The sequence below is a fragment of the Pararhodobacter zhoushanensis genome (assembly GCF_003990445.1).
Taxonomy (GTDB): Bacteria; Pseudomonadota; Alphaproteobacteria; order Rhodobacterales; family Rhodobacteraceae; genus Pararhodobacter; species Pararhodobacter zhoushanensis.
Genome location: NZ_REEZ01000001.1, coordinates 797,610 through 816,572 on the forward strand (window position 1 = coordinate 797,610; position 18,963 = coordinate 816,572).

20 protein-coding genes and 1 tRNA gene are annotated in these 18,963 nt (G+C 65.4%); 6 read left to right on the forward strand and 15 right to left on the reverse strand.

Annotated elements, in window-relative coordinates; translation table 11 throughout:
- Nucleotide 1: 1 nt before the first annotated feature.
- The 7 genes from EAE28_RS03880 to EAE28_RS03910 are packed head-to-tail and all read right to left on the reverse strand — an operon-like array spanning nt 2 to nt 7,580.
- Nucleotides 2-448 (reverse strand): tripartite tricarboxylate transporter TctB family protein, encoded by a 447-nt coding sequence (locus tag EAE28_RS03880; protein WP_127104491.1) that lies wholly within the window; start codon nt 446-448, stop codon nt 2-4.
- 31 nt (nt 449-479) lie between these two features.
- Nucleotides 480-1,733, reverse strand: coding sequence for an SDR family oxidoreductase (locus tag EAE28_RS24020; RefSeq protein WP_220443879.1), 1,254 nt, complete (start codon nt 1,731-1,733; stop codon nt 480-482).
- An 8-nt stretch (nt 1,734-1,741) separates the two neighbouring features.
- Nucleotides 1,742-2,494 (reverse strand): SDR family NAD(P)-dependent oxidoreductase, encoded by a 753-nt coding sequence (locus tag EAE28_RS03890; protein WP_127104492.1) that lies wholly within the window; start codon nt 2,492-2,494, stop codon nt 1,742-1,744.
- On the reverse strand, nt 2,484-3,485 hold the full coding sequence (locus EAE28_RS03895; protein ID WP_127104493.1) for an acyl-CoA dehydrogenase family protein: 1,002 nt from the start codon (nt 3,483-3,485) through the stop codon (nt 2,484-2,486). Before EAE28_RS03895 ends, EAE28_RS03890 begins: the two co-directional genes overlap by 11 nt.
- Before the next feature lie 3 nt (nt 3,486-3,488).
- Nucleotides 3,489-4,673, reverse strand: coding sequence for an acyl-CoA dehydrogenase family protein (locus EAE28_RS03900; RefSeq protein ID WP_127104494.1), 1,185 nt, complete (start codon nt 4,671-4,673; stop codon nt 3,489-3,491).
- The gene (locus tag EAE28_RS03905; protein WP_127104495.1) at nt 4,670-6,799 is read right to left on the reverse strand and encodes an acetate--CoA ligase family protein; all 2,130 of its coding nucleotides are present in this window, start codon (nt 6,797-6,799) and stop codon (nt 4,670-4,672) included. The genes EAE28_RS03900 and EAE28_RS03905 overlap by 4 nt, the downstream gene beginning before the upstream one ends.
- Nucleotides 6,800-6,806: 7 nt before the next feature.
- Nucleotides 6,807-7,580, reverse strand: coding sequence for an enoyl-CoA hydratase/isomerase family protein (locus EAE28_RS03910; protein ID WP_127104496.1), 774 nt, complete (start codon nt 7,578-7,580; stop codon nt 6,807-6,809).
- Between the two features lie 184 nt (nt 7,581-7,764).
- Between EAE28_RS03910 and EAE28_RS03915 the strand changes: the two genes are divergently transcribed.
- Nucleotides 7,765-8,742, forward strand: coding sequence for a tripartite tricarboxylate transporter substrate binding protein (locus tag EAE28_RS03915; protein ID WP_246022260.1), 978 nt, complete (start codon nt 7,765-7,767; stop codon nt 8,740-8,742).
- A gap of 74 nt (nt 8,743-8,816) precedes the next feature.
- Here the strand turns inward: EAE28_RS03915 and EAE28_RS03920 are convergent, their stop codons facing one another.
- Both EAE28_RS03920 and EAE28_RS03925 read right to left on the reverse strand, forming a co-directional pair.
- A complete protein-coding gene (locus EAE28_RS03920; RefSeq protein WP_127104497.1) occupies nt 8,817-9,440 on the reverse strand; it encodes a TetR/AcrR family transcriptional regulator in 624 nt (207 codons plus the stop codon).
- 57 nt (nt 9,441-9,497) lie between these two features.
- Nucleotides 9,498-10,430 carry a LysR family transcriptional regulator gene (locus tag EAE28_RS03925; protein ID WP_127104498.1) on the reverse strand — a complete coding sequence of 311 codons (933 nt, stop codon included), beginning with the start codon at nt 10,428-10,430 and terminating at the stop codon, nt 9,498-9,500.
- A gap of 107 nt (nt 10,431-10,537) precedes the next feature.
- On the opposite strand from EAE28_RS03925, the gene EAE28_RS03930 reads away from it, so the two are divergent.
- Nucleotides 10,538-11,611, forward strand: coding sequence for an LLM class flavin-dependent oxidoreductase (locus tag EAE28_RS03930; protein WP_127104499.1), 1,074 nt, complete (start codon nt 10,538-10,540; stop codon nt 11,609-11,611).
- Between the two features lie 4 nt (nt 11,612-11,615).
- Nucleotides 11,616-12,413, forward strand: a complete 798-nt coding sequence (locus EAE28_RS03935; RefSeq protein WP_127104500.1) for a flavin reductase family protein — start codon at nt 11,616-11,618, stop codon at nt 12,411-12,413.
- A 4-nt stretch (nt 12,414-12,417) separates the two neighbouring features.
- Here the strand turns inward: EAE28_RS03935 and EAE28_RS03940 are convergent, their stop codons facing one another.
- The 5 genes from EAE28_RS03940 to pdxH form a co-directional block, all read right to left on the reverse strand.
- Nucleotides 12,418-12,939: a nuclear transport factor 2 family protein gene (locus EAE28_RS03940; RefSeq protein ID WP_127104501.1), complete on the reverse strand. Its 522-nt coding sequence runs from the start codon at nt 12,937-12,939 to the stop codon at nt 12,418-12,420.
- 309 nt (nt 12,940-13,248) lie between these two features.
- Nucleotides 13,249-13,325 (reverse strand) — tRNA-Pro (locus EAE28_RS03945).
- A gap of 43 nt (nt 13,326-13,368) precedes the next feature.
- Nucleotides 13,369-13,845, reverse strand: a complete 477-nt coding sequence (locus EAE28_RS03950) for a DUF192 domain-containing protein (RefSeq protein WP_127104502.1) — start codon at nt 13,843-13,845, stop codon at nt 13,369-13,371.
- A 6-nt stretch (nt 13,846-13,851) separates the two neighbouring features.
- Nucleotides 13,852-14,382, reverse strand: coding sequence for a cold-shock protein (locus EAE28_RS03955; protein ID WP_127104503.1), 531 nt, complete (start codon nt 14,380-14,382; stop codon nt 13,852-13,854).
- A 94-nt stretch (nt 14,383-14,476) separates the two neighbouring features.
- Nucleotides 14,477-15,115 (reverse strand): pyridoxamine 5'-phosphate oxidase, encoded by a 639-nt coding sequence (gene pdxH, locus EAE28_RS03960; protein ID WP_127104504.1) that lies wholly within the window; start codon nt 15,113-15,115, stop codon nt 14,477-14,479.
- 144 nt (nt 15,116-15,259) lie between these two features.
- Here pdxH and fabI point away from each other — a divergent pair, with 144 nt between their 5' ends.
- Genes fabI through gpt form a run of 3 tightly spaced genes read left to right on the forward strand, consistent with a single transcriptional unit; the run spans nt 15,260 to nt 17,232 of the window.
- Nucleotides 15,260-16,081: an enoyl-ACP reductase FabI gene (gene fabI, locus EAE28_RS03965; protein WP_127104505.1), complete on the forward strand. Its 822-nt coding sequence runs from the start codon at nt 15,260-15,262 to the stop codon at nt 16,079-16,081.
- Nucleotides 16,082-16,088: 7 nt separating this feature from the next.
- Nucleotides 16,089-16,703: a LysE family translocator gene (locus EAE28_RS03970; protein WP_127104506.1), complete on the forward strand. Its 615-nt coding sequence runs from the start codon at nt 16,089-16,091 to the stop codon at nt 16,701-16,703.
- A gap of 10 nt (nt 16,704-16,713) precedes the next feature.
- Nucleotides 16,714-17,232, forward strand: a complete 519-nt coding sequence (gene gpt, locus EAE28_RS03975; protein ID WP_127104507.1) for a xanthine phosphoribosyltransferase — start codon at nt 16,714-16,716, stop codon at nt 17,230-17,232.
- A gap of 56 nt (nt 17,233-17,288) precedes the next feature.
- On the opposite strand, the gene EAE28_RS03980 is transcribed toward gpt, so the two are convergent.
- Entirely contained in the window at nt 17,289-18,962 is a 1,674-nt protein-coding gene (locus EAE28_RS03980) for a cation:proton antiporter (protein ID WP_127104508.1), read from the reverse strand.
- Nucleotide 18,963: the final 1 nt, after the last annotated feature.

Consider the following 18,963-nt stretch of genomic DNA (forward strand, 5'->3'; position numbering starts at 1 on the left):
CTCAGTAAGCCCTCATCTGCAAGCCAAGCCCGACGCGGAAAATCAGCACGCAGACAACCGCCGTGCAGACCGCAAGGATCAGCGCCAGCGGCCATTTGGTGTTCGGGTTGGCTAGCGCGGCCAGAAACACCGCCGATGTCACCGACACCAGCAAACCCAGCGACTCGATGGTCAGCGCGAAGGCCCCGAACGCGGCGGTCAGAAACAGCACACCGCGCACCTGCCCCCGCTCGAGCGAGAACAGCCTTTCGCTGCGTTGTGCCGTCAGCAGCATGATCACGGCCAGCACCAGCATGGTGCCGCCGATAATGGCGGGAAAATACCCCGGCCCCATGCTGCGCAAGGTGCCAAGTCGATAACTCATCGACTCGATGACGATGAACAGCCCGATGCCGCCGGTTACGAACGCGGCGATCAGATCCTCCGCCCGGTCCTTCAGATAGTGCATGAACCCCTCCCTAGAGCACGACGCAGTCGTATCAGTGTTGACCGCTGCCTGCGGTCCTGCTGCCAGCCCGGATGGACTGGCCGGTTATAATCCCGGCGCCAGCTCCCGACAGGAAACGGCACAGGGACGCAAGGTCTGTGGTGTCATCGCCGTCCCAGCGGACGCAGTTGACGCGCAGCCCGGCGGGGGCAAATTCCAGCGCCAGCGTTCGGGCCAGCATGCCCAGCGCGGCGCTGGTTGCCTGTTCGGCTGGCGTTGTGCCCACCGGGGTCACGAACAGCAGCGAGAACGCAGCAGTGCGCCCGCTATGCGCGGCGCAGGCCTGCGCCATCTGCCGCGCGGCGGACAGTTGGTCCGATACCGGGGCCAACCCGGCCAGCGCGCGCGCGTCAATGACCGAGCCAAGCGCGGTCTGCGCGCTCAGACCCTCGGGTCCGTCCAGTGCCGCCTGCCCGTCCAGCAGCGCCAATGGCCCGGCCAAAAGATCGGCCCCGGCCAGCCCCTGCCCCGCCGCCGGTGCCGTGCCCGCGACCGGCGTGCCAGCCGAGCTGCCGCCATCCACCACCAGCACCCGCCCGGTCAGCGCGCGGCCTGCGGCACTGGCGCAAAACGCCACCGCATGGGCGATATCCTCGGGCTCGGCGATCCGCCCCAGCGGTATGGCCCGCGCCACGGCGGCCAGATCGACGCGTCCCTCGGCCTCAAGCTGTGAGACCAGCGGCGTGCGCGTATACCCCGGCGCGACCGCGCTCACCGAGATCCCCAAGGGCGCGCACTCCTGCGCCATCGCCTTGGTCAGTGCGGCGATGCCTGCCTTGGTCGCGCTATACGGCCCGCGCAGGGCAAGCGGCCGGTAGGACGCGCCCGAGGCAAGGTTCACGAGGCTGCCGCCTTTGGGCAAAAGTCCGATCGCCGCGGCGCTCAGCCGCTCGACCGCCGTCAGGTTCAGCGCAATCAGCCGCTCGAAGGCGTCTTGCGGCAGGTCCACCAGACTGCGCCCGCTGGTGTCGGTCATCCCGGCGTTGTTGACCACGCAATCCAGACGCCCCAATGCCTGCGCCGCGCGTGCGGGCAAGCCGGCAGCAACCACAGGATCGGTCAGATCCGCGCCAAGGCCCACATGCCCGTCACCCAACAACCGGGCTTGCGCCTGCGCCGCCGCAGCGTCCAGATCGGCCAGCGCGACGCGATAGCCGTCCTGCGCCAGCCGTCGACAAATCGCCCAGCCGATGCCGCCGGTTGCGCCGGTGACAAGGACGGTGCGGTGCTGCATGGGGGATGTCATGCCCGACCTCAGGTGATCGCGATGCCGATGCCGCCGTCGGTCGACAGCACCTGCCCGGTGACGAACCCGCTGTCCTCGCCCAGCAGATAGCCGATGGCGCGGGCGATATCCTCGACCGTGCCCAGACGGCCCAGCGGGGTCTGCGCGATGCGCTTGGCGTCGCGCTCGGCGTTGCGGTGCTTGGCGGTGCCTTCGGTGGGAATGGCGGACGGGGCCACGGCATTGACGCGGATCCCCTTGGGGCCGAGCTCAACGGCAGCCGCGCGGGTCATCCCCATCACACCCGATTTGATCGCGCTGTAGACCAGCGAGTTCGGGGCCGAACGGAACCCGGCCGCCGAGGCCACGTTGACGATAGCGCCGCCGCGCTCGGCGTCCATCACCGCCGCTGCGGCCTGAATCGCCCAGATGATCCCGGTGAAGCCGACGTTCAGCATGCGGTCCACGGTTTCCGGGGCGATGTCTGGGATCGCCTGATACCGCACCCAGGCAGCGTTGTTGACCAACCCGTCCAGACGCCCGGTTTCCTGCATCACGGTGTCAATGGCCGCACCGATCCCCTCGCGGGTGCCGACGTTCTGCACGACCGCAAAGGCCTGCCCCCCGGCTGCACGGATTTCCGCGACGACCTCGGCGGCGAAGTCGTCTTTCAGGTCATTGACGCCAACGGTCCAGCCGCGGGACGCCGCCAGCAGAGCCGTGGCGCGGCCGATGCCGTGACCGGCACCGGTGATGAGAAGGGATTTTTGCTCAGCGGGCATCGGCGATGTCTCCATACCATTCGTTGTCTGTGGACCCGAGCACCGCATCCGCGATCTCGTCGAGGCGCTCTCGCGCGGCCCCTTGATGCGCCAGTGCGCGCATCCGGCGCAGGTGCCGGTGCAGCGGCACATCCCAGGTGAACCCCATGCCGCCCAGCACCTGAATGGCGCTTTCCGCGACCGAAGGTCCGGCCTGCGCCGCCCAGCACCACAGCGCGTCACGCGCCATCCCGGCCCCTTCGCGCGGGGCGGTCAGCGCCCGCGCCAGCCCGCTGCGCAGGGTCTCGGCGACCACGGCGTCGCGCGACATCCGGTGCCGAAGCGCCTGATTTGCCGACAAAAGCTTGCCGAACTGCACCCGGTCCTGCGCATAGTCCGACGCCAGGCCAAGGCAGGCCGACACAGACCCCAGAACCACCGCCGTGCGCAGGAATTGCGCCTCGGCCTTCAGGGTGGCCACCAGGGCCGCGCTCAGCACGATGCCTTGCGGCGGTGCGGACAGGCGCAGTGTCGCTTCGGGCACATCAAGGTCGAATTCCGGTGCTGCGTCGACGCTGACCTGATCGTCGGTTGCAACCAGCACCGCGCGGCCATCCGCCAAGAATACCAGCACCTGCGCCGCCTCGTGCGCCAGCGGCGCACGACCGACGACGCCGTCGTCACCGAAGCCCGCCCAGGCGATGCTGGCGATCACGCTGCCCTCGCACAGTGCCGTCGCCATGTCGGGCGCTACACCGGCCAGCGCGCGGGCCAGCACCATCGTCTCGATCAGCGGATAGGCCAGCAGGCCCTTGCCCGCAGCGCTGGCAATCGGCACGCCAAAACGCATCGACAGGCCAAGCCCGCCGCAGTCGTCGGGCGCCAGAACGCCCAGCAGCCCGGCCTCGGCCAACAGCTGCGCGCGCTCGGCGGTTGTGCCCGCCTTGGCGCAGGCCTCGACGGCCATGAGGGCCGTCGCCTCGAAATCCGCGGGTTTTAGGTCATCATACATGGATCAGGCCACCTTCTTGAGATGGAGGATGCGGTTGGCAATGATGTCGAGCTGGATCTCGGTCGTGCCGGCGTAGATCGTCTCGGCCCGGCTTGACAGGTAGGCCTCCTGCATCCGCGCCTGCACGTCGCGCAGCGGGCCGTCGACCCCCGGCGCAAAGCGCGAGACGATGTCAAAGGCCAGACGCGTGAAGCGCTGATGCGCCTCGGACCAGAAGAATTTGGGGAAACTGCCGCGCGGGCCGATTTCCTCACCGGCCAGCAGGCTGTCGACCAGCGTTTCGACATGGCCCTTGAGCAGCTCGATCTCGGTGCGGATCTCGGCCAGCTCGCGGGCGTGGGATTTCAGGACCGCATAGGCAGCCTTGTCGCTGCGACAGACCGCAACCAGATGCTCAAGCTCGCTTTGAAAGCGCCAGGGCCGGTACATGCGGTTCGTGGCGCGCTCAATGGACAAGACACGCGTTGCCGCCGCCCAGCCTTCATCCGGCGTGCCCAGCATGTTCGCCTCATCGACGATCACATCGGAAAAGAACACTTCGCAGAACGAGCGCGCGCCATCAATCGAGCGGATCTCGCGCACGCTGACGCCGGGGCTGTCCATCGGCACGGCGAACATGACCAGACCGCGATGACGATCCTGCACGCTGCCGGTGCGCGCCAGCAGCAGGCAGCGCTGCGACTTGGAGGCACCCGAGGTCCAGATCTTCTGCCCATTAACGCGCCAGCCGTCCGCCGTGGCTTCAGCCTTGGTGCGCAGCGCGGCCAGATCCGAGCCCGCGCCGGGTTCGGAAAAGCCCTGACACCAGATGGTCTGCATGTTCAGGATCTCGGGCAGGTACTCGGCCTGCTGCGCCGGCGTCCCGACGGCCATGATGATCGGCCCGGCCAGTTCCTTGCCGATGGAGTTGACCGAATTGGGCACCGGCGCGCGCCCGATCTCGCGGTTTGCCTCAAGATGTTCGCGCAGGGTCAGCCCGTGGCCGCCATAGGCCTTGGGCCAGGTGATCCCGGCCAGTCCGGCCTTGTGCATCTCGGCCTCGAACGCGACCCGCTCGGCCAGCGATGCAGGCTCGCTCAACGCGCGGTCGGTGCGCAGGGCGTCGGTGAGGTTGTCGTGCAGCCAGGCACGGGCACGGGCCGCATAGGCGCCGGGCGTGAAAGCGTCCGCTGGGGCTGTGGGCGTCATTGGGCGGCCTCTTGCTGGGCGGTCTGGTGCGGGATGATCAGCGCGTCGAGCGCAAGCACGCCCTGCCCGTCATCCCGGACCAGCACGGGATTGATGTCGATTTCGGCCACGTCCTGCGCGTGGCGCACGGCAAAGCGCGACAGCGCGGCGATGGCCGTGCAGAGCGCGGCCTTGTCAGCCGGGGCGCGGCCGCGCGCACCATCGAGCAGCGGATAGGCGCGCAGTTCGCGCAGCATCTCGGCCGCCTCGGCTTCGGTCACCGGAGCCAGCCGCAGGGCCGTGTCCTTGAAGATTTCGGCAAACACCCCGCCCAGACCGACCATGACCGCCGGGCCAAAGATCGGATCGGTCACGGTGCCAAGGATCATCTCGGTCCCGCCGTTGATCATTGGCGCGACCAGCACGCCGTCGAACGCGGCGTCGGGCGCGTGGCGCGCCACGGCGTCGCGGATGCGCGTGTAGGCGGAAGCAGCGCCTGAGGGGTCAATGCCCAGCTCGACCCCGCCGATATCGCTTTTGTGCTGGATGTCTGGCGACAGAACCTTCATCGCGACCAGCCCGCCGATCCTGCTGGCAGCGTCCGTCGCGTCGCTGGCCGAGGTGACGGTGATCTCATTCGCGAAGGTCAGGCCCGCGTCGGTCAGCACCGCCTTAGCCGATGCCTCGTTGCGCGTGGCACCGGCGGGCAGCGGGGCCGCAGGAATGGACGGCAGCGCGGTCGCCCCCGCCGCGCGGATCGCCTCGACCTTGGCAAGGGCGGCGATCCCGCCCATCGCGGCGTCGATGGTCGGAAAACAGGCGATGCCGAAGCTGCGCAGCTCGGCGATGGCGTCGCTGGGGCCGGACAGGCAGGCGACCAGCGTCTTGCCCGGATGGCGGGCCGTGACCCGTGACAGCGCTTGGGTAAAGACCGTGCGCAGACGGGGAATTTCCATGCCCAGCGCCAGCATCAGACAGACCGTGCTGTTTGCCTCATCCGCCAGCGCGGCATCGACCAGCTTTTCCAGAATGTCGGGACTGGCGGACATCTGCGCCGTCGCATCGACCGGGTTCGCCGTTGCCGCCAAAGGCAAAGCCGCCCGGATGCGCGCCTGCGTGGCGGCGGTCAACGGGTTCACGCCCACGCCGTGTTGCGCCGCCGCATCGGCCATCATGATGCCGAACCCGCCCGAGGCAGCGATCATCGCCGCCGACGGGGCCGTGCCGACGCTGCGCGTCCCGATAGCTTCGACCGCAGCGCCGACCTGCACCAGTTCTTCAAGCGAGCGCACCCGCACCGCGCCGTGACGCAGGAACACCGCGTCAAACACCCGGTCGCTGCCCGCCAGCCCGCCGGTATGCGACTGCGCCGCTTTCTGGCCCGCCTCGGAAGTGCCGATCTTGAGCACGATCACCGGCTTGCCCGCATCCCGCGCGCGGTCAAGCGCCCGCGTCAGGCGCGGGGCATCGCGGCAGGTTTCGATACAGCACAGGATGACGCTGGTTTCCTCGTCGGTCGCCAGCCATTCAAGCGCATCGGCGGCTTGCAGATCGGCCTCGTTCCCCGTCGCGATGAACCGCGCAAGGCCCGCACCGCTGTCCTTGAGCTGGCGCAGGGCCGCGCTGCCGATATTGCCGCTTTGCGAGACGATGGAGACGCCGCCGGTCTTGGGCATCTCGTTTTCCAGCGCGACCGAGAAGGTGCCGATGGCCCGCTCGCGCACGCTGAGCGCGCCAAGGCAGTTCGGCCCCAGAATGCGCATACCCGTCTCGCGGGCGAGCGCCGTCAGACGGTCCTGCCGCGCCGCACCCTCGGGGCCGCTTTCCGCAAACCCGGCGCTCAGCACGATAGCCGCCCCTGCCCCTTTGGCGGCTGCTGCCTCAAGTGCTGCGACAGCGCCCGCGCCGGGGACAGCAACCAGCACAAGGTCGGGCACGCCGGGCAGGTCATCGACCGACGCAAAGGCAGGCAGGCCCTGCACGACATCCGCTTTGGGATTGATCGGCCAGATCGCCCCGGCATAGCCGTATTTGAGCAGCATGTGCATCGGACGGCCGCCGGTCTTCGTCGGCTCGGAGGATGCGCCGACAATGGCGATGGAGCGCGGCGAGAACAGCGCGTTCAGGCCCTTTGCGGGCGACGTCATGTCCATCTCAGCGCCCCTTGAACACCGGATCGCGCTTTTCAAGAAAGGCCATGCGGGCTTCCTTGGCATCCTCGGTCTTGGACAGCGCCATCGTGTAGTTCTGCTCAAGCCGATAGGCGTCGCGCTGGGGCATGTTCTCGACCATATTCGCGGCCTGCTTGGCGTAGGTGATCGCCAGCGGCGCCTTCTGGGCGATTTCCTGCGCCAGTTCCATCGCGGTGGGCAAAAGCGCCTCGGGCGTGGTGACCTTTTCAATCACCGAGCGGGCGAGCAACTCGTCAGCGGTCAGGCGCACACCGGAAAAGAACATCCGGCGGGTGGTCGAGCGCCCGAACAGCGAATGCAGCATCGACGCGCCCCCGGCGAGGCCGACGTTGATCTCGGGCATGCCGAACACAGCGTTGTCCGAAGCATAGAAGATGTCGCACGAGGCCATCAGCCCCAGACCCGCACCCAGCGCCGGGCCGTTGACCGCAGCGATCACCGGCTTGGCGCATTCGCGGATGGCATTGCCGGTTTCGCGGGTGATTCGGTTGTGTTCGAGAAAGTCGCCGGGCTTGTCGGCGTCCGGGCGATCCTTGAGATCGGCCCCGGCGCAGAACATCTTGCCGCTGCCGGTCAGGACCGCGCAACGCACGTCATCGCTTTGGGAAATCGCGTCGAAGACCTCGACCAGTTCATAGCGGGTGGCCCGGTCCAATGCGTTCACCGGCGGCCGGTCAAGCGTCACAAGCGCCACCATGCCCTGCAGCTCTACGCGCACATTCTTCTTGTCAAACACGGTCGATTCCCCCTCCGAAGCGCCCTGACCGATCGGTCAGTCAGCCTCACGCTAGCAAGAGTTGCCACAGCCCACAATGACTTTTTGCCGGAAAATCCCCCCTTGACTGACCGGTCGGTCAGTGCCTAGGCTGAAGACACGCATGGCTTTGCCGGCCGCGCGACGTTCAGGGAGGAACAGCACCATGATGACGATGAACCGCAGGGGTGTGCTTGCCGCAGCAGGGCTTGCACTGACCACCGCACTGACACCGGTCGCAACATTCGCGCAATCGGGTGCGCCGATCACCCTTATCGTGCCCTATGGCGGCGGCGGGCTGATCGACGGGCTGGTGCGCGAGATCGCCGATTCGATGTCGCAAACCCTTGGCCAGCCGGTGCTTGTCGAGAACAAGCCGGGTGCCAATGGCATCATCGGCGCCACCCTTGCGGCCCATGCCGCGCCCGATGGCCTGACCTATTTCGTCGGCGCAACCGGCCCGCTGTCGCTGAACGTGCTGCTGCGCGACGGCCTTGATTACAGCATGGACAGCTTTGCGCCGGTCGGCACGATGATGAGCGGACCGCTGACGATCTCTGTCCCCGCGTCGATGGGCGGCGAGGATATCGACGGTCTGGTGGCCTATGCCCACGAGCGCGGCACGCCGCTGCGCTACGCAACGCTGGGACCGGGCAGCGTGACCCATCTGTTCGGCATGGTCTTGCAGGACCGGTTGGGCGTCGACATGGTTGACGTCGCCTATGACAACAACCCCTCGGCGATTACCGACCTGATCGGCGGGCAGAATGACCTGAACTTCTCGACGCCGATCTCGCTGGTCGCGCATCAGGAGTCGGGCGATCTGGTGATGCTGGCGATTTCCTCGCCCGAGCGCCACCCGCGCTTCCCCGACCTGCCGACCACGACCGAGCTTGGCTACCCTGAGCTGGTGTCTTCGTTCTGGTTCGGCCTTCTGGCCCCGACCGGCACGCCCGACAGCGACATCACCCGTGTCAGCGAAGCGCTGCAAACCGCGTTGAACAGCGCGGATCTGCAAGAACGCATGAACAACGTCGGCATGACGCCCGAAGTTGGCGGCGCCGATGCGATGCAGGCTCAACTGGACTGGGACATGGACTTCTGGGGGGGCGTGATTACCCGGAACAACATCCGTCTCGAGTAAGCCTCAGGTTTACGCCGACGCAAAGGCCCCGTCGCAAGACGGGGCCTTTTGCCATGCGCTTGAGCTGCGAACACTCAGCTTTTCAGTCCGTTCAGGATAATATCGGCGTACTGGCTGACGATGTCTTCAGCGCTCAGGCTTTTCGCCGGGTCGAACCAGCGCTGCATCCAGTTGATGCCTGACAGGATCAAACGCCCCGCCGCCGCCGGATCGACCTCGCGGAACTCCCCCGAGTCGACGCCTTCGCGGATCAGATCGCGCAACCGTTGCTCGAACAGCCGCCGACGGGCGACGCGGCGCGCCATGCGGTGGCGGTCAGGATCGGTCCAGAAGGCCGTACTGGCGGCGATCCACGACGAGCGATGATCGGCAAAGAACGTGGCGGCAGCGGTCATGAAGGCAAGGATCTTCTCCGACGCCGTGCCGGTTTCAGGGATGCGGGCTTCGACAAACTCATACAGATTGCGCGTCGAGTTGAACGAAATCCGCGCGTAGATTTCGTCCTTGCTGACAAAATGATGGTACAGCAGCGCTTTTGACACGCCCGCCGCCATCGCGATGTCGCGCATCGACGTGCCTTCATAGCCTTTTTCGGCAAAGATCCGGGTGCCGACTTCGAGCAACTCCTGCACCCGCGCGCTGCCCTCATCCGTCCCCGAATCGGCACTGTCGTCTGCCCGGCTGTCTTGCTCATTCATCGTTGTTGCCCCGAAGCCGTCTGCGTTACCGCAAAGTGACGGCCCCTGACCGATCGGTCAAGGCCTGCGCCCCGGCAAACTGCCCTCTCGCAGGGCGCGCCCCCAATGTGCGACGACAAAATCGATATAAAGCCGCAGTTTGGCGGGAATAAACGGCGCTTCGGGATAGGTGACAAAGATCCCTTCCTCAAACGTCGCGTTGGTCACCCGCATGTCCGGCAGAACGACCACCAGCGCACCCGACGCGATCTGATCGGCAACCGTGTAGTCATCGAGCAACGCGATGCCCTGCCCTGCGAGCGCCATGTTCAGCAGCACCAATCCGTTGTTGGAACTGAACACGGTGGGGATCGCAAGTTCATGCTCGGTTTCGCCGTCGCGGAACCGCCAATAGACCCGTTCGTGACTGGTCCAGTAGGTCAGACAGTCATGCGCTGACAAGTCTTGCGGGCAGGTAATGGCGGGCGTGCGCGCCAGATACGCGGGCGAGGCCACCAGAATACGCTGGCTCAGAAACAAACGCCGCCGCACCAATCCTTGCTCGGCAGGCGGTGCGATGCGGAAATCAAGGTCGAACCCGTCCTCACGCAGGCGTACCGGCTGCTCGGACAGATGCAGATCGACCACCAGATCGGGATAGAGTTGCGAGAACGACGGTTGCAGCCGTGACAGCACCGACACCCCGAACATCGTGCGCGAATGCACCCGCAGTATGCCGCGCGGGGATTCATTCTGATCGCTGGCCGCATTCTCTGCCGCCTTGACCGACGCCAGAATGTCGCTGGCATCCCGGTGATAGCGCTGCCCGGCCTCGGTCAGGGTCAGCGCGCGGGTCGAACGGTGGATCAGCGTGACGCCCAGACTGGCCTCAAGCTCGTTCACATGGCGCGAGACGCTGGCCGGGGACAGGCCATAAAGCCGCCCGGCAGCAGAGAAGCTGCCGCTTTCGGCGGTCGCCACCAAGAGTTCCATCGCCCGCAGCTTGTCCATTACCACCTTTTCATTTCTTGCAAAGCTGAGCTGCGAAACTGCCCGGTTATCACCAAAATTGCAATAACCTACACTGGAGGCAGATGTTCTGACGGGAGGAAAATACCATGGACTTCGGCGCCTTCATTCTTGCGCAGCAGCGCGGCTACCATCAGTCTTCGCATCAGGTGATCGCGAATGCTGTCGAGCAAACGGTCATGGCTGAAAAGGCCGGTTTTTCAAACGCCTGGTACGCTGAACACCATTTCAACAACTACTCGCTGTCGCCCTCGCCGCTGATGATGGTGGCGCATTGCGCCGGCAAGACCAGCACGATCCGCCTTGGTTCGGCGGTCTGTATCCTGCCGCTCTACCACGCCCCGCGCTTTCTGGCCGAGGTCGGCTTTGTCGACACGCTGTCGAACGGCCGTCTGGAGTTGGGCATCGGCGTTGGCTATCAGGATTTCGAGTTCCAGCGCTTTGATACCAATCTGGCCGATGCCGGGAAAATCTTTGAGGAATACCTCGAAGTCATCCCCAAGGCGCTGACGCAAAAGATCTTTGAGCACCACAGCGAGTATCTCAACATCCCGCCCAGCTCGATCGCGACCCGGCCCATGCAAGACCCGATGCCGCCGCTGTGGATCACCACCGGCAACCCCAAGATCCGCGCCCATGCCTTCCGCGAAGGCTACAACATGTTTGTGACCGCCCTGCTCAACGGCATGGACTCGGTGCGTCATGTCCGCGGGCAGCTGGATCAGGCGATCGAGGAGTCTGGCACCGACGGCAGCAAGTCCCGCATCGGCTTTTTGCGCTGCGGCTATGCCAGCGACAATGATGCCGAGATCGACTCGTATCTGGAGAACGCCATCTTCCAGCGCCGCCTGTCGTTCAGCCTGAAGAACCGCACCCAGACCACCGACGACGGCTACATGATGAAAGAGGTCCCCTCTGAGGGTGATCCGACCATCGAAGACCTGCGCCGCAACCTGCCGGTCGGCAGCGTGAACCGGGTAATCGAGCGGCTGATCGAGGAAATCGAAGTGCTGCGCCCCGACCATATCGCGTTGCAGACCCAGCTGGGTGACTTTGATCAGAAGACCATGCTCAAGCAGATGGAGCTCTGGGGCGACACGATCATCCCGGCGGTTCAGAAAGCGGTCGGCAGCACGACCAAAGTCTCCGCGGCGGCCGAGTAAGACCATGCGGATCGTTCTCACCGCCGGAGCGGCACCTCGCCTCGAAAGTGCCGAGGACTTCAAGCGCTTCTCGATTGCGCTTGATGGCACGCTGACCGCAAACCGCAGCGCAGCCGTCGCCCCGGTGGCTGAGCTCGATGACGCAGATCACGCCTGGGTTCGGCCGGATGCGATCAGGGCCATCTCGCCCTTCGCCGGCCAGCCCGACTGGGAGAACGGCTTTGCCGCCATGCTCGGCTTTGCCGTCAAGCACGGCTGGGTTGATGCCCAGGGCCGTATCCGCGCGCATATCGACGAGATCGAGGCACTACCCCCGGTCGATGCCGACGCGTTCCGACAAGCCATGCGGCGCTTTGCGTCGGGTGTGTGCATCGTGGCAGCAGGCAGCGGTGAGGCGCGCTGCGGGATGACGGTTTCGGCCTTTTCATCCGTCTCGGCCGAGCCGCCCATCGTGCTGGTCTGCCTGAACCGGCGCGCCGCCGCCCATGCCTGCGTCACCAGCGCGCCGAGTTTCAGCATCAACATCCTGCGCGCCGATCAGACCGAGGAAGCGATGCTCTTCGCCGGGCAGCGGGTCCGCCATGGGGCTGCGCGCTTCGATGAAGACTGGGAGGCCGGGGACCACAGCGCCCCGGTCCTAAAGACCGCGCTGCAAAGCCTGATCTGCACCAGCCTCGCCCAGCACGAGGCCGGCAGCCACACGGTGCTGATCGGTCGCGTTGTGTCGGTGACGGCAGGATCGCCCGACGCGGCGCTGGTCAATTATGACGGCGCGCTGGGCCGGTTCGACCGCGCTTCCTGACCGCTCAGTCCTTGCCGATCCGGTACACCGGATCACCGGGCCACGCTGTGCCAACCGGCTGGCGCGGCCCGAAGCGTTCAGCCTCGGAGCCCTGCGGCACCGGCTGCGGGTCCACCCAGTCATAGACTACGGTCCTGCGCGCCACCCGCCATTCACCGTCGCGCTGCTCGAACAGGTCGCAATAGCGCCCGCTCATCATCACCTGCCGCACCACGCCATCCGGGCCAGCGCCGCGTTGCAGCGCCAGAAAATAGCTCTCGACCTCGGCGCTATATGCGTCGCGGAACGTGATCAGGATGTTCGTCACATGGTGCACATTGCGCGGCTCACGCGCCCAGGCGCCCCGGACCCTTTCGTAAAACTCCGATACCGGCCCCGCGGTCGCGCCGTGGCTGTCATAGGCGTCCGGCCAGTACGAGGACAGGAGCGCGGCCTCATCAGCCCGGTCAATGCCGCGCGCATAGCGGTAGAGGCAGTCCTTGATCGCCTCACGCGACAGGTATTCGTCCAGACCGGCTATGCTCATGTCTCTGCTCCGTTTCCCGGGATGACTGAGGTGACGGCCAGTGGTTGCAGTCCCACCAGAAGCAAGCGTCACCGAATGCGCCGTTTATGCCGCAACGGCACTACGGTTGCCAGCACCCGGGCGTACACAGGGCGGTAAGGAAGCGCGTTTCGGGGGCCCATGTGACCCGAGCACGTCCAGCCAGCCCGCCGGGTTCTGGCTGTCAGCACCGGTGTCGGCGGCGGCGCTGCGCTGTCTGATCAACGAATAGCGCAACAGCCCTTAATCGCCCGATGAACGGGCGATGGAAAAGACACTGATTACAGAGAATGGTCGGGGCGATAGGATTCGAACCTACGACCTACGGTACCCAAAACCGTCGCGCTACCAAGCTGCGCCACGCCCCGACAGGTGCCTCTTAGACCAGCTTTGCGCGGCTGGAAAGAGCGATTAATCGCAAGGCCATGCTGCCGTGTCCTGCGCGATCGCCGGGTGGCGCAGAACGGCACCCTCTTCGATGTTCAGACGCTCGGCCATGCCGCCGTTGATTTCCAGAACATACTGGATGCCAAAGCCGCCATCGATGCCCGTGCGGTCCAGCGGGATCGCGTTGGCATGCACCGTTTGCACCACGCCTTCGGCGTCCAGAAACAGCATATCCAGCGGGATCAGGGTGTTTTCCATCCAGAAAACCGCCCGCTGAGGGGCGTCGAAGACAAAAAGCATGCCCGAGAAGCGCGGCATCGACTCGCGGTGCATCAGGCCCAGTGCGCGCTCGTTCTCGGTATCAGCCACTTCAACGGTGAAGGCTGCCTGCCCGAAGTCGCCGCGCAGTTGCACATGATCTTCGGAACAGGCGCTGGCCGAGGCTTGGCCCGCCCCAATAACCAAAGCCAAAACAACGCCGACAAACCCGTTCCGCACCATAAACCCTTAACCCTTGTTGTGCAGCGCAGTTTCCCACGATGCGATGGCAACTGCCATGCGGCCACGCTCGCCTTCAACGATGCGCAAGCCCACGGCCTCGCCCGGTTGTAACTCGGCAAAGCCGGATTTGCGCAGCACTTCCATGTGAATAAACACATCGTCGGGCAAACCAAAGCAGTTGGCAAAGCCAAACCCCTTGATCTTGTCGAACCATTTGATGCGCGCAGGCTCAAGCGGAAGATCGGCAATCGCCGGGTCTTCGGCCTCGTGAACATCGTCGGTTTCGACGATGGTGTCAGGCGGCGGCGTGATTTCAAAGACTTCGACCGCCTGAAGACCGCGTTGGGTCTGCTGGACGCTCACTTCGATGCCGGCGCGGTCACAGACCGAACTCTGGCCAAAATTGCGTAAGGCGTTGACGTGCAGAAGGATGTCGGGACCGCCCGCTTCTGCAACGATAAAGCCAAAGCCCTTCGTGGGGTCGAACCATTTGACACTCCCGCGCACTCGCGGAAGGCCCCGTTCTATCTCGACCATTTATATTCCCAACCATTAACATCGCCAACCTTGCAGCAGCATCTTCGCATTTTGCAGCAATGGCAAGAGGCGGGCGTTTCACGAAGCGTGAAATTCAGGGGTTCAGGCGGGAAATGACCCAAGGCTCGGCATCATTTAGACGTGTAAACCGGAAGCGATCATGCAACCGGAAGGCGCCGTCCGCCCAAAACTCGATCTCGACCGGCGTGATCCGAAACCCACCCCAAAACGGGGGACGCGGCGGGTTGGTGCCGTAACGTAAAGACATCTTGGCAACCTCGGCCATCAAGGCCCCGCGCGAGGCAAGCGGTTGGGATTGTTGAGAAGCCCAGGCCCCAAGGCGCGACTGTAGCGAACGGCTGGTGTAATAGGCGTCGGCTTGCGGCCCGTCCTCACGCGCGACCAGACCCCGCACCCGGATTTGTCGGCGCAGCGATTTCCAGTGCATCACAAAAGCGGCCTTGCCCGCGCCTTCGATTTCGCGGGCCTTGGCGCTGCGATAGTTTGTATAGAAAACAAAAGCCCCCGTACCGTCACCAAACTGTTCAATCTCCTTGAGCAATACCATGCGAGCATTAGGAAGCCCGTCGGCATCGACGGTCGACAGGGCAATGGCATTGGGATCGTTGGGCTCGCTCGCCTCGGCCTCGCGCAGCCAGCGTTGGGCAATGGCGAAGGGGTCGTCCCCGGCAAAGATGCCAGAGCGCGAAGCGTCTGAGTCGGAAGTGGTCATGGCTGGACCCTTTGCAGGCAAGAGAGGTGTTGGTACGGACACTGTCAGGTTTTCACCCCCGCGAGCAAGAGCGCGCGCCCTTGATGCGCTGGGGGGTTTGGCCTAAAGCTGGCCGTAACGTAAACGTCTTATCCGGAGACCGCGATGTCAGCAGGACTTATGGCGGGTAAAAAAGGCCTCATTATGGGCCTCGCCAATGACAAATCCATTGCCTGGGGCATCGCCCAAGCTCTTGCCAGCCAAGGCGCAGAGCTGGCTTTCAGTTATCAGGGCGAAGCACTGAAAAAACGCGTGGTTCCGCTGGCCGAAAAACTGGGCACCCCGCGTCTGTTCGAGTGCGACGTGGCCGATATGGCGTCGGTGGACACCATGTTCGACGACCTCAAGGCGCAATGGGGCGAAATCGACTTTCTGGTCCACGCCATCGGCTTTTCTGACAAGAACGAGCTGCGCGGCCGCTACGTCGACACGTCGCACGCCAACTTCCTGATGACGATGGACATCTCGGTCTATTCCTTCACCGCCGTGGCCAAACGCGCTGCCGCGATGATGCCGGCGGGCGGCTCGCTGCTGACGCTGACCTATTACGGCGCCGAGCAAGTCATGCCCCATTACAACGTCATGGGCATCGCCAAGGCCGCACTTGAAGCGTCGGTGATGTATATCGCCGAGGATCTGGGCAAGGACGGCATCCGCTGCAACGCCATCTCGGCCGGGCCGATCAAGACGCTGGCCGCCAGCGGCATCGGCGATTTCCGCTATATCATGAAGTGGAACGAGCTGAACTCGCCCCTGCGCCGCAACGTGACGCAGGAAGAGGTCGGCAAGGCCGCGCTCTATCTGCTGTCGGACCTTGGCTCGGGCACCACGGGTGAGATCCTGCACGTCGATGCGGGCTATCACGTCGTCGGCATGAAAGCCGTGGACGCGCCCGATATTGACGTGGTCACGGGCCGCAAAGACTGAGCCCGCGATGACGCTCGCCGCTTTTCTGGCCTTCGCCGGGCTGACGCTGTTTGCAGCGGTCAGCCCCGGCCCTGCCGTGCTGATGTCGGCCCGCACCGGGCTGACCGAGGGCTTTCGCACCGGCGCACTGATGGCACTGGGGATTGCGGCGGGGGCGGTTTTCTGGGCCTCGGCGGCGATGTTCGGGCTGAACCTTTTGTTCGCGGTGGCTCCGGCGCTGCTCTGGGCGCTCAAGCTGGGCGGGGCGGTGTATCTGGTCTGGCTGGGCTGGCAGATGTGGCGCGACGCGCGCCTGCCGCTGTCCGTGGGCGACGATCGCCCGGTGCCGCGCAGCGGCGCGGCGGCGTTCCGTCTGGGGCTGTTTACCCAGCTGGCAAACCCCAAACCGGCGGTGATGTTCTCGGCGATCTTTCTGGGAACGGTCCCGCCGCAAACCCCCGCCTGGGTCTATGTTGCGCTGCTGGCGGTGGTGTTTCTCAACGAATCCCTGTGGAACATGGCGGTCGCGCGGCTTTTCTCGCTTGATCGGACGCGCACGCGGTATATCAGCCTGAAGACCATGATCGACCGCGGCTTCGGCGCCCTGCTGGCGTTGCTGGGCGTCAAGATCGCCGCGACCTGAGGAGTTTGCCATGACCGACCGCCTGCCGCATGAAAAAGGCTTTCACGTCAGCTGGGACCAGCTACATCGCGACGCGCGCGCGCTGGCATGGCGCTTGCAGGGCCATGGCCCCGATGAAGGGCACTGGAAAGCCGTCGTCGCCATCACGCGCGGCGGCATGGCCCCGGCGATGATCGTCGCGCGCGAGCTGGACATCCGCACGGTCGATACGATCAGCGTGAAATCCTACCACGCAGGCGGCGGCAAGGCCGACAAGCGGCGTGAGGCGCAGGTGATCAAGTCGCCCGACGCCGAGATGATGGGCGACGGTGAGGGTATTCTGATCGTCGACGATCTGGTCGATACCGGCAAGACGCTGGAACTGGTGCGCTCGCTCTATCCCAAGGCGCATTTCGCCTGCGTCTATGCCAAGCCGATGGGTGAGCCGATGGTGGACACGTTCATCACCGGCGTGAGCCAGGACACCTGGATCTTCTTCCCCTGGGACATGGCGCTGCAATACGTCGAGCCCTTCCGCGGCCGCGACTGAGCCGCCCTGCCCGCGCCCTTCAGCCCCCGGCCCCCGCGCCGGGGGTTTTGCGTTGCTCAGCCGCGGCACTCGTCAGCGATCTTGTCCACCGCGCGCTCGGCGGCATCCTCGAACGGAGAGAGCACCAGCGTCGCCCCCAGCACACGGGCCGCGTCGGCCTCGGACCGGTGGTTGACCGTCACCGCGACCGCGCCGGTATAGCCCGCATCGCGGAGCGATTGCAGGAAGACGGGATGCGGATCAGCCTGGGCCAGCGCGCCCCGGATCGGCGGCACGGTCGAGATCACCGCGCGCACCCGGCGCAGCGGCAGATGAGCGATGAACTCAGGGTCCGTCGCATCGCCAAAGCGCGCATCCAGCCCTAGCGCACGCCAGTGGCGCAGCGCCTCGGGGTCGAAATCGACGCCCAGCAGCCGGAACCCGCGCGCCTTCAGCCCCTGCCCGATCCGCTGGCCATAGCGCCCCAGCCCCAGAATCACCACGTCATAACCCCGGCCCGGCTGGTCGGGGCTGTCGCCCTCTTCCTCGCGGGTCATGTCGCGGCGCTCGAAACGTTTGAGCAGGGGCTCTGCCCATGCCAGCAGGCTGTGCGAGGACGCGATGCCATAGACCGACAGCGCGATGGTGATCAGGGCGACCAGCGTGATCAGCGCGCCTGTCCCCTCATCGACATGCCCCGCCGCCACGCCCATGGCCAGAAAGATCAGCGAGAATTCCGAGATCTGGCCCAGCGTCACCCCGGCCAGAAACCCGGTGCGCGTGCGGTAGCCCAGCGCGCGGGTCAGCAGCAGCACGATCACAGGCTTTCCGAGCAGCACAAAGACCGAGAGCACCAGCGCCGGCAGGATCTGCGCGCCAAGCCCGCCCAGATCGACACCGGCCCCAAGGCTGAGAAAGAAGAACAGCAGCAGAAAATCGCGCAAAGGCGCCAGCCGCGCGCCGATCGCATCGCGAAACGGGGTCGAGGCCAGCGAAATCCCGGCGGCCAGCCCGCCCAGCTCTTTGCCAAGGCCGATCTCATCGCCCAGCGCCGCAAAGCCCGCCGCCCAGCCGACGGCGAAGATCACCACCAGCTCGGGCGCGCGGGCGATGCGCGACAGCAGCGGCGCGGCCAGCCAGCGCACAAAGACCCAGACCACGGCCAACATCCCGACCGCACCGCCCAGCATCAGCAGCGGATCACTCGCGTGCGCCGCCTCGCCTGCCCCGCCGACCGCCGCGACCACCACCATGGCCGCGACCACCGCGATGTCCTGCACGATGAGAATACCCAGCGCGATACGCCCATGCAGCGCATCGATCTCGTGCTTGTCGGATAACAGTTTCACGATGATGATCGTCGACGAAATCGCCAGCGCCATGCCGATATAGACCGCCGCCAGCAGGTCATAGCCCAGCGCCAGCGCCAGTGCGCCGCCGAGAACGCCAGTCAGGGCCATCTGCCCGACACCTGCCGCCACAGCCACCGCGCCGAGGTTGCGGATCAGCCCGACATCCAGCTTCAACCCGACCAGAAACAGCAAGACAGCGATGGAAATCTGGCTGAGCAGGGCGATGAAGGCTTCGGACTGCACCAGCCCCAGCACATCCGGCCCGGCCAGTATCCCGGTGGCGATGAACGCCACGATCAGCGGCTGGCGCAGGGCCAGCCCGATCAGGCCCAGCCCCGCCGCCATCAGCACCAACAGGGCGATCTCAAAGAAGACCGGCGCGAGCGAAGTGTCGTGCATA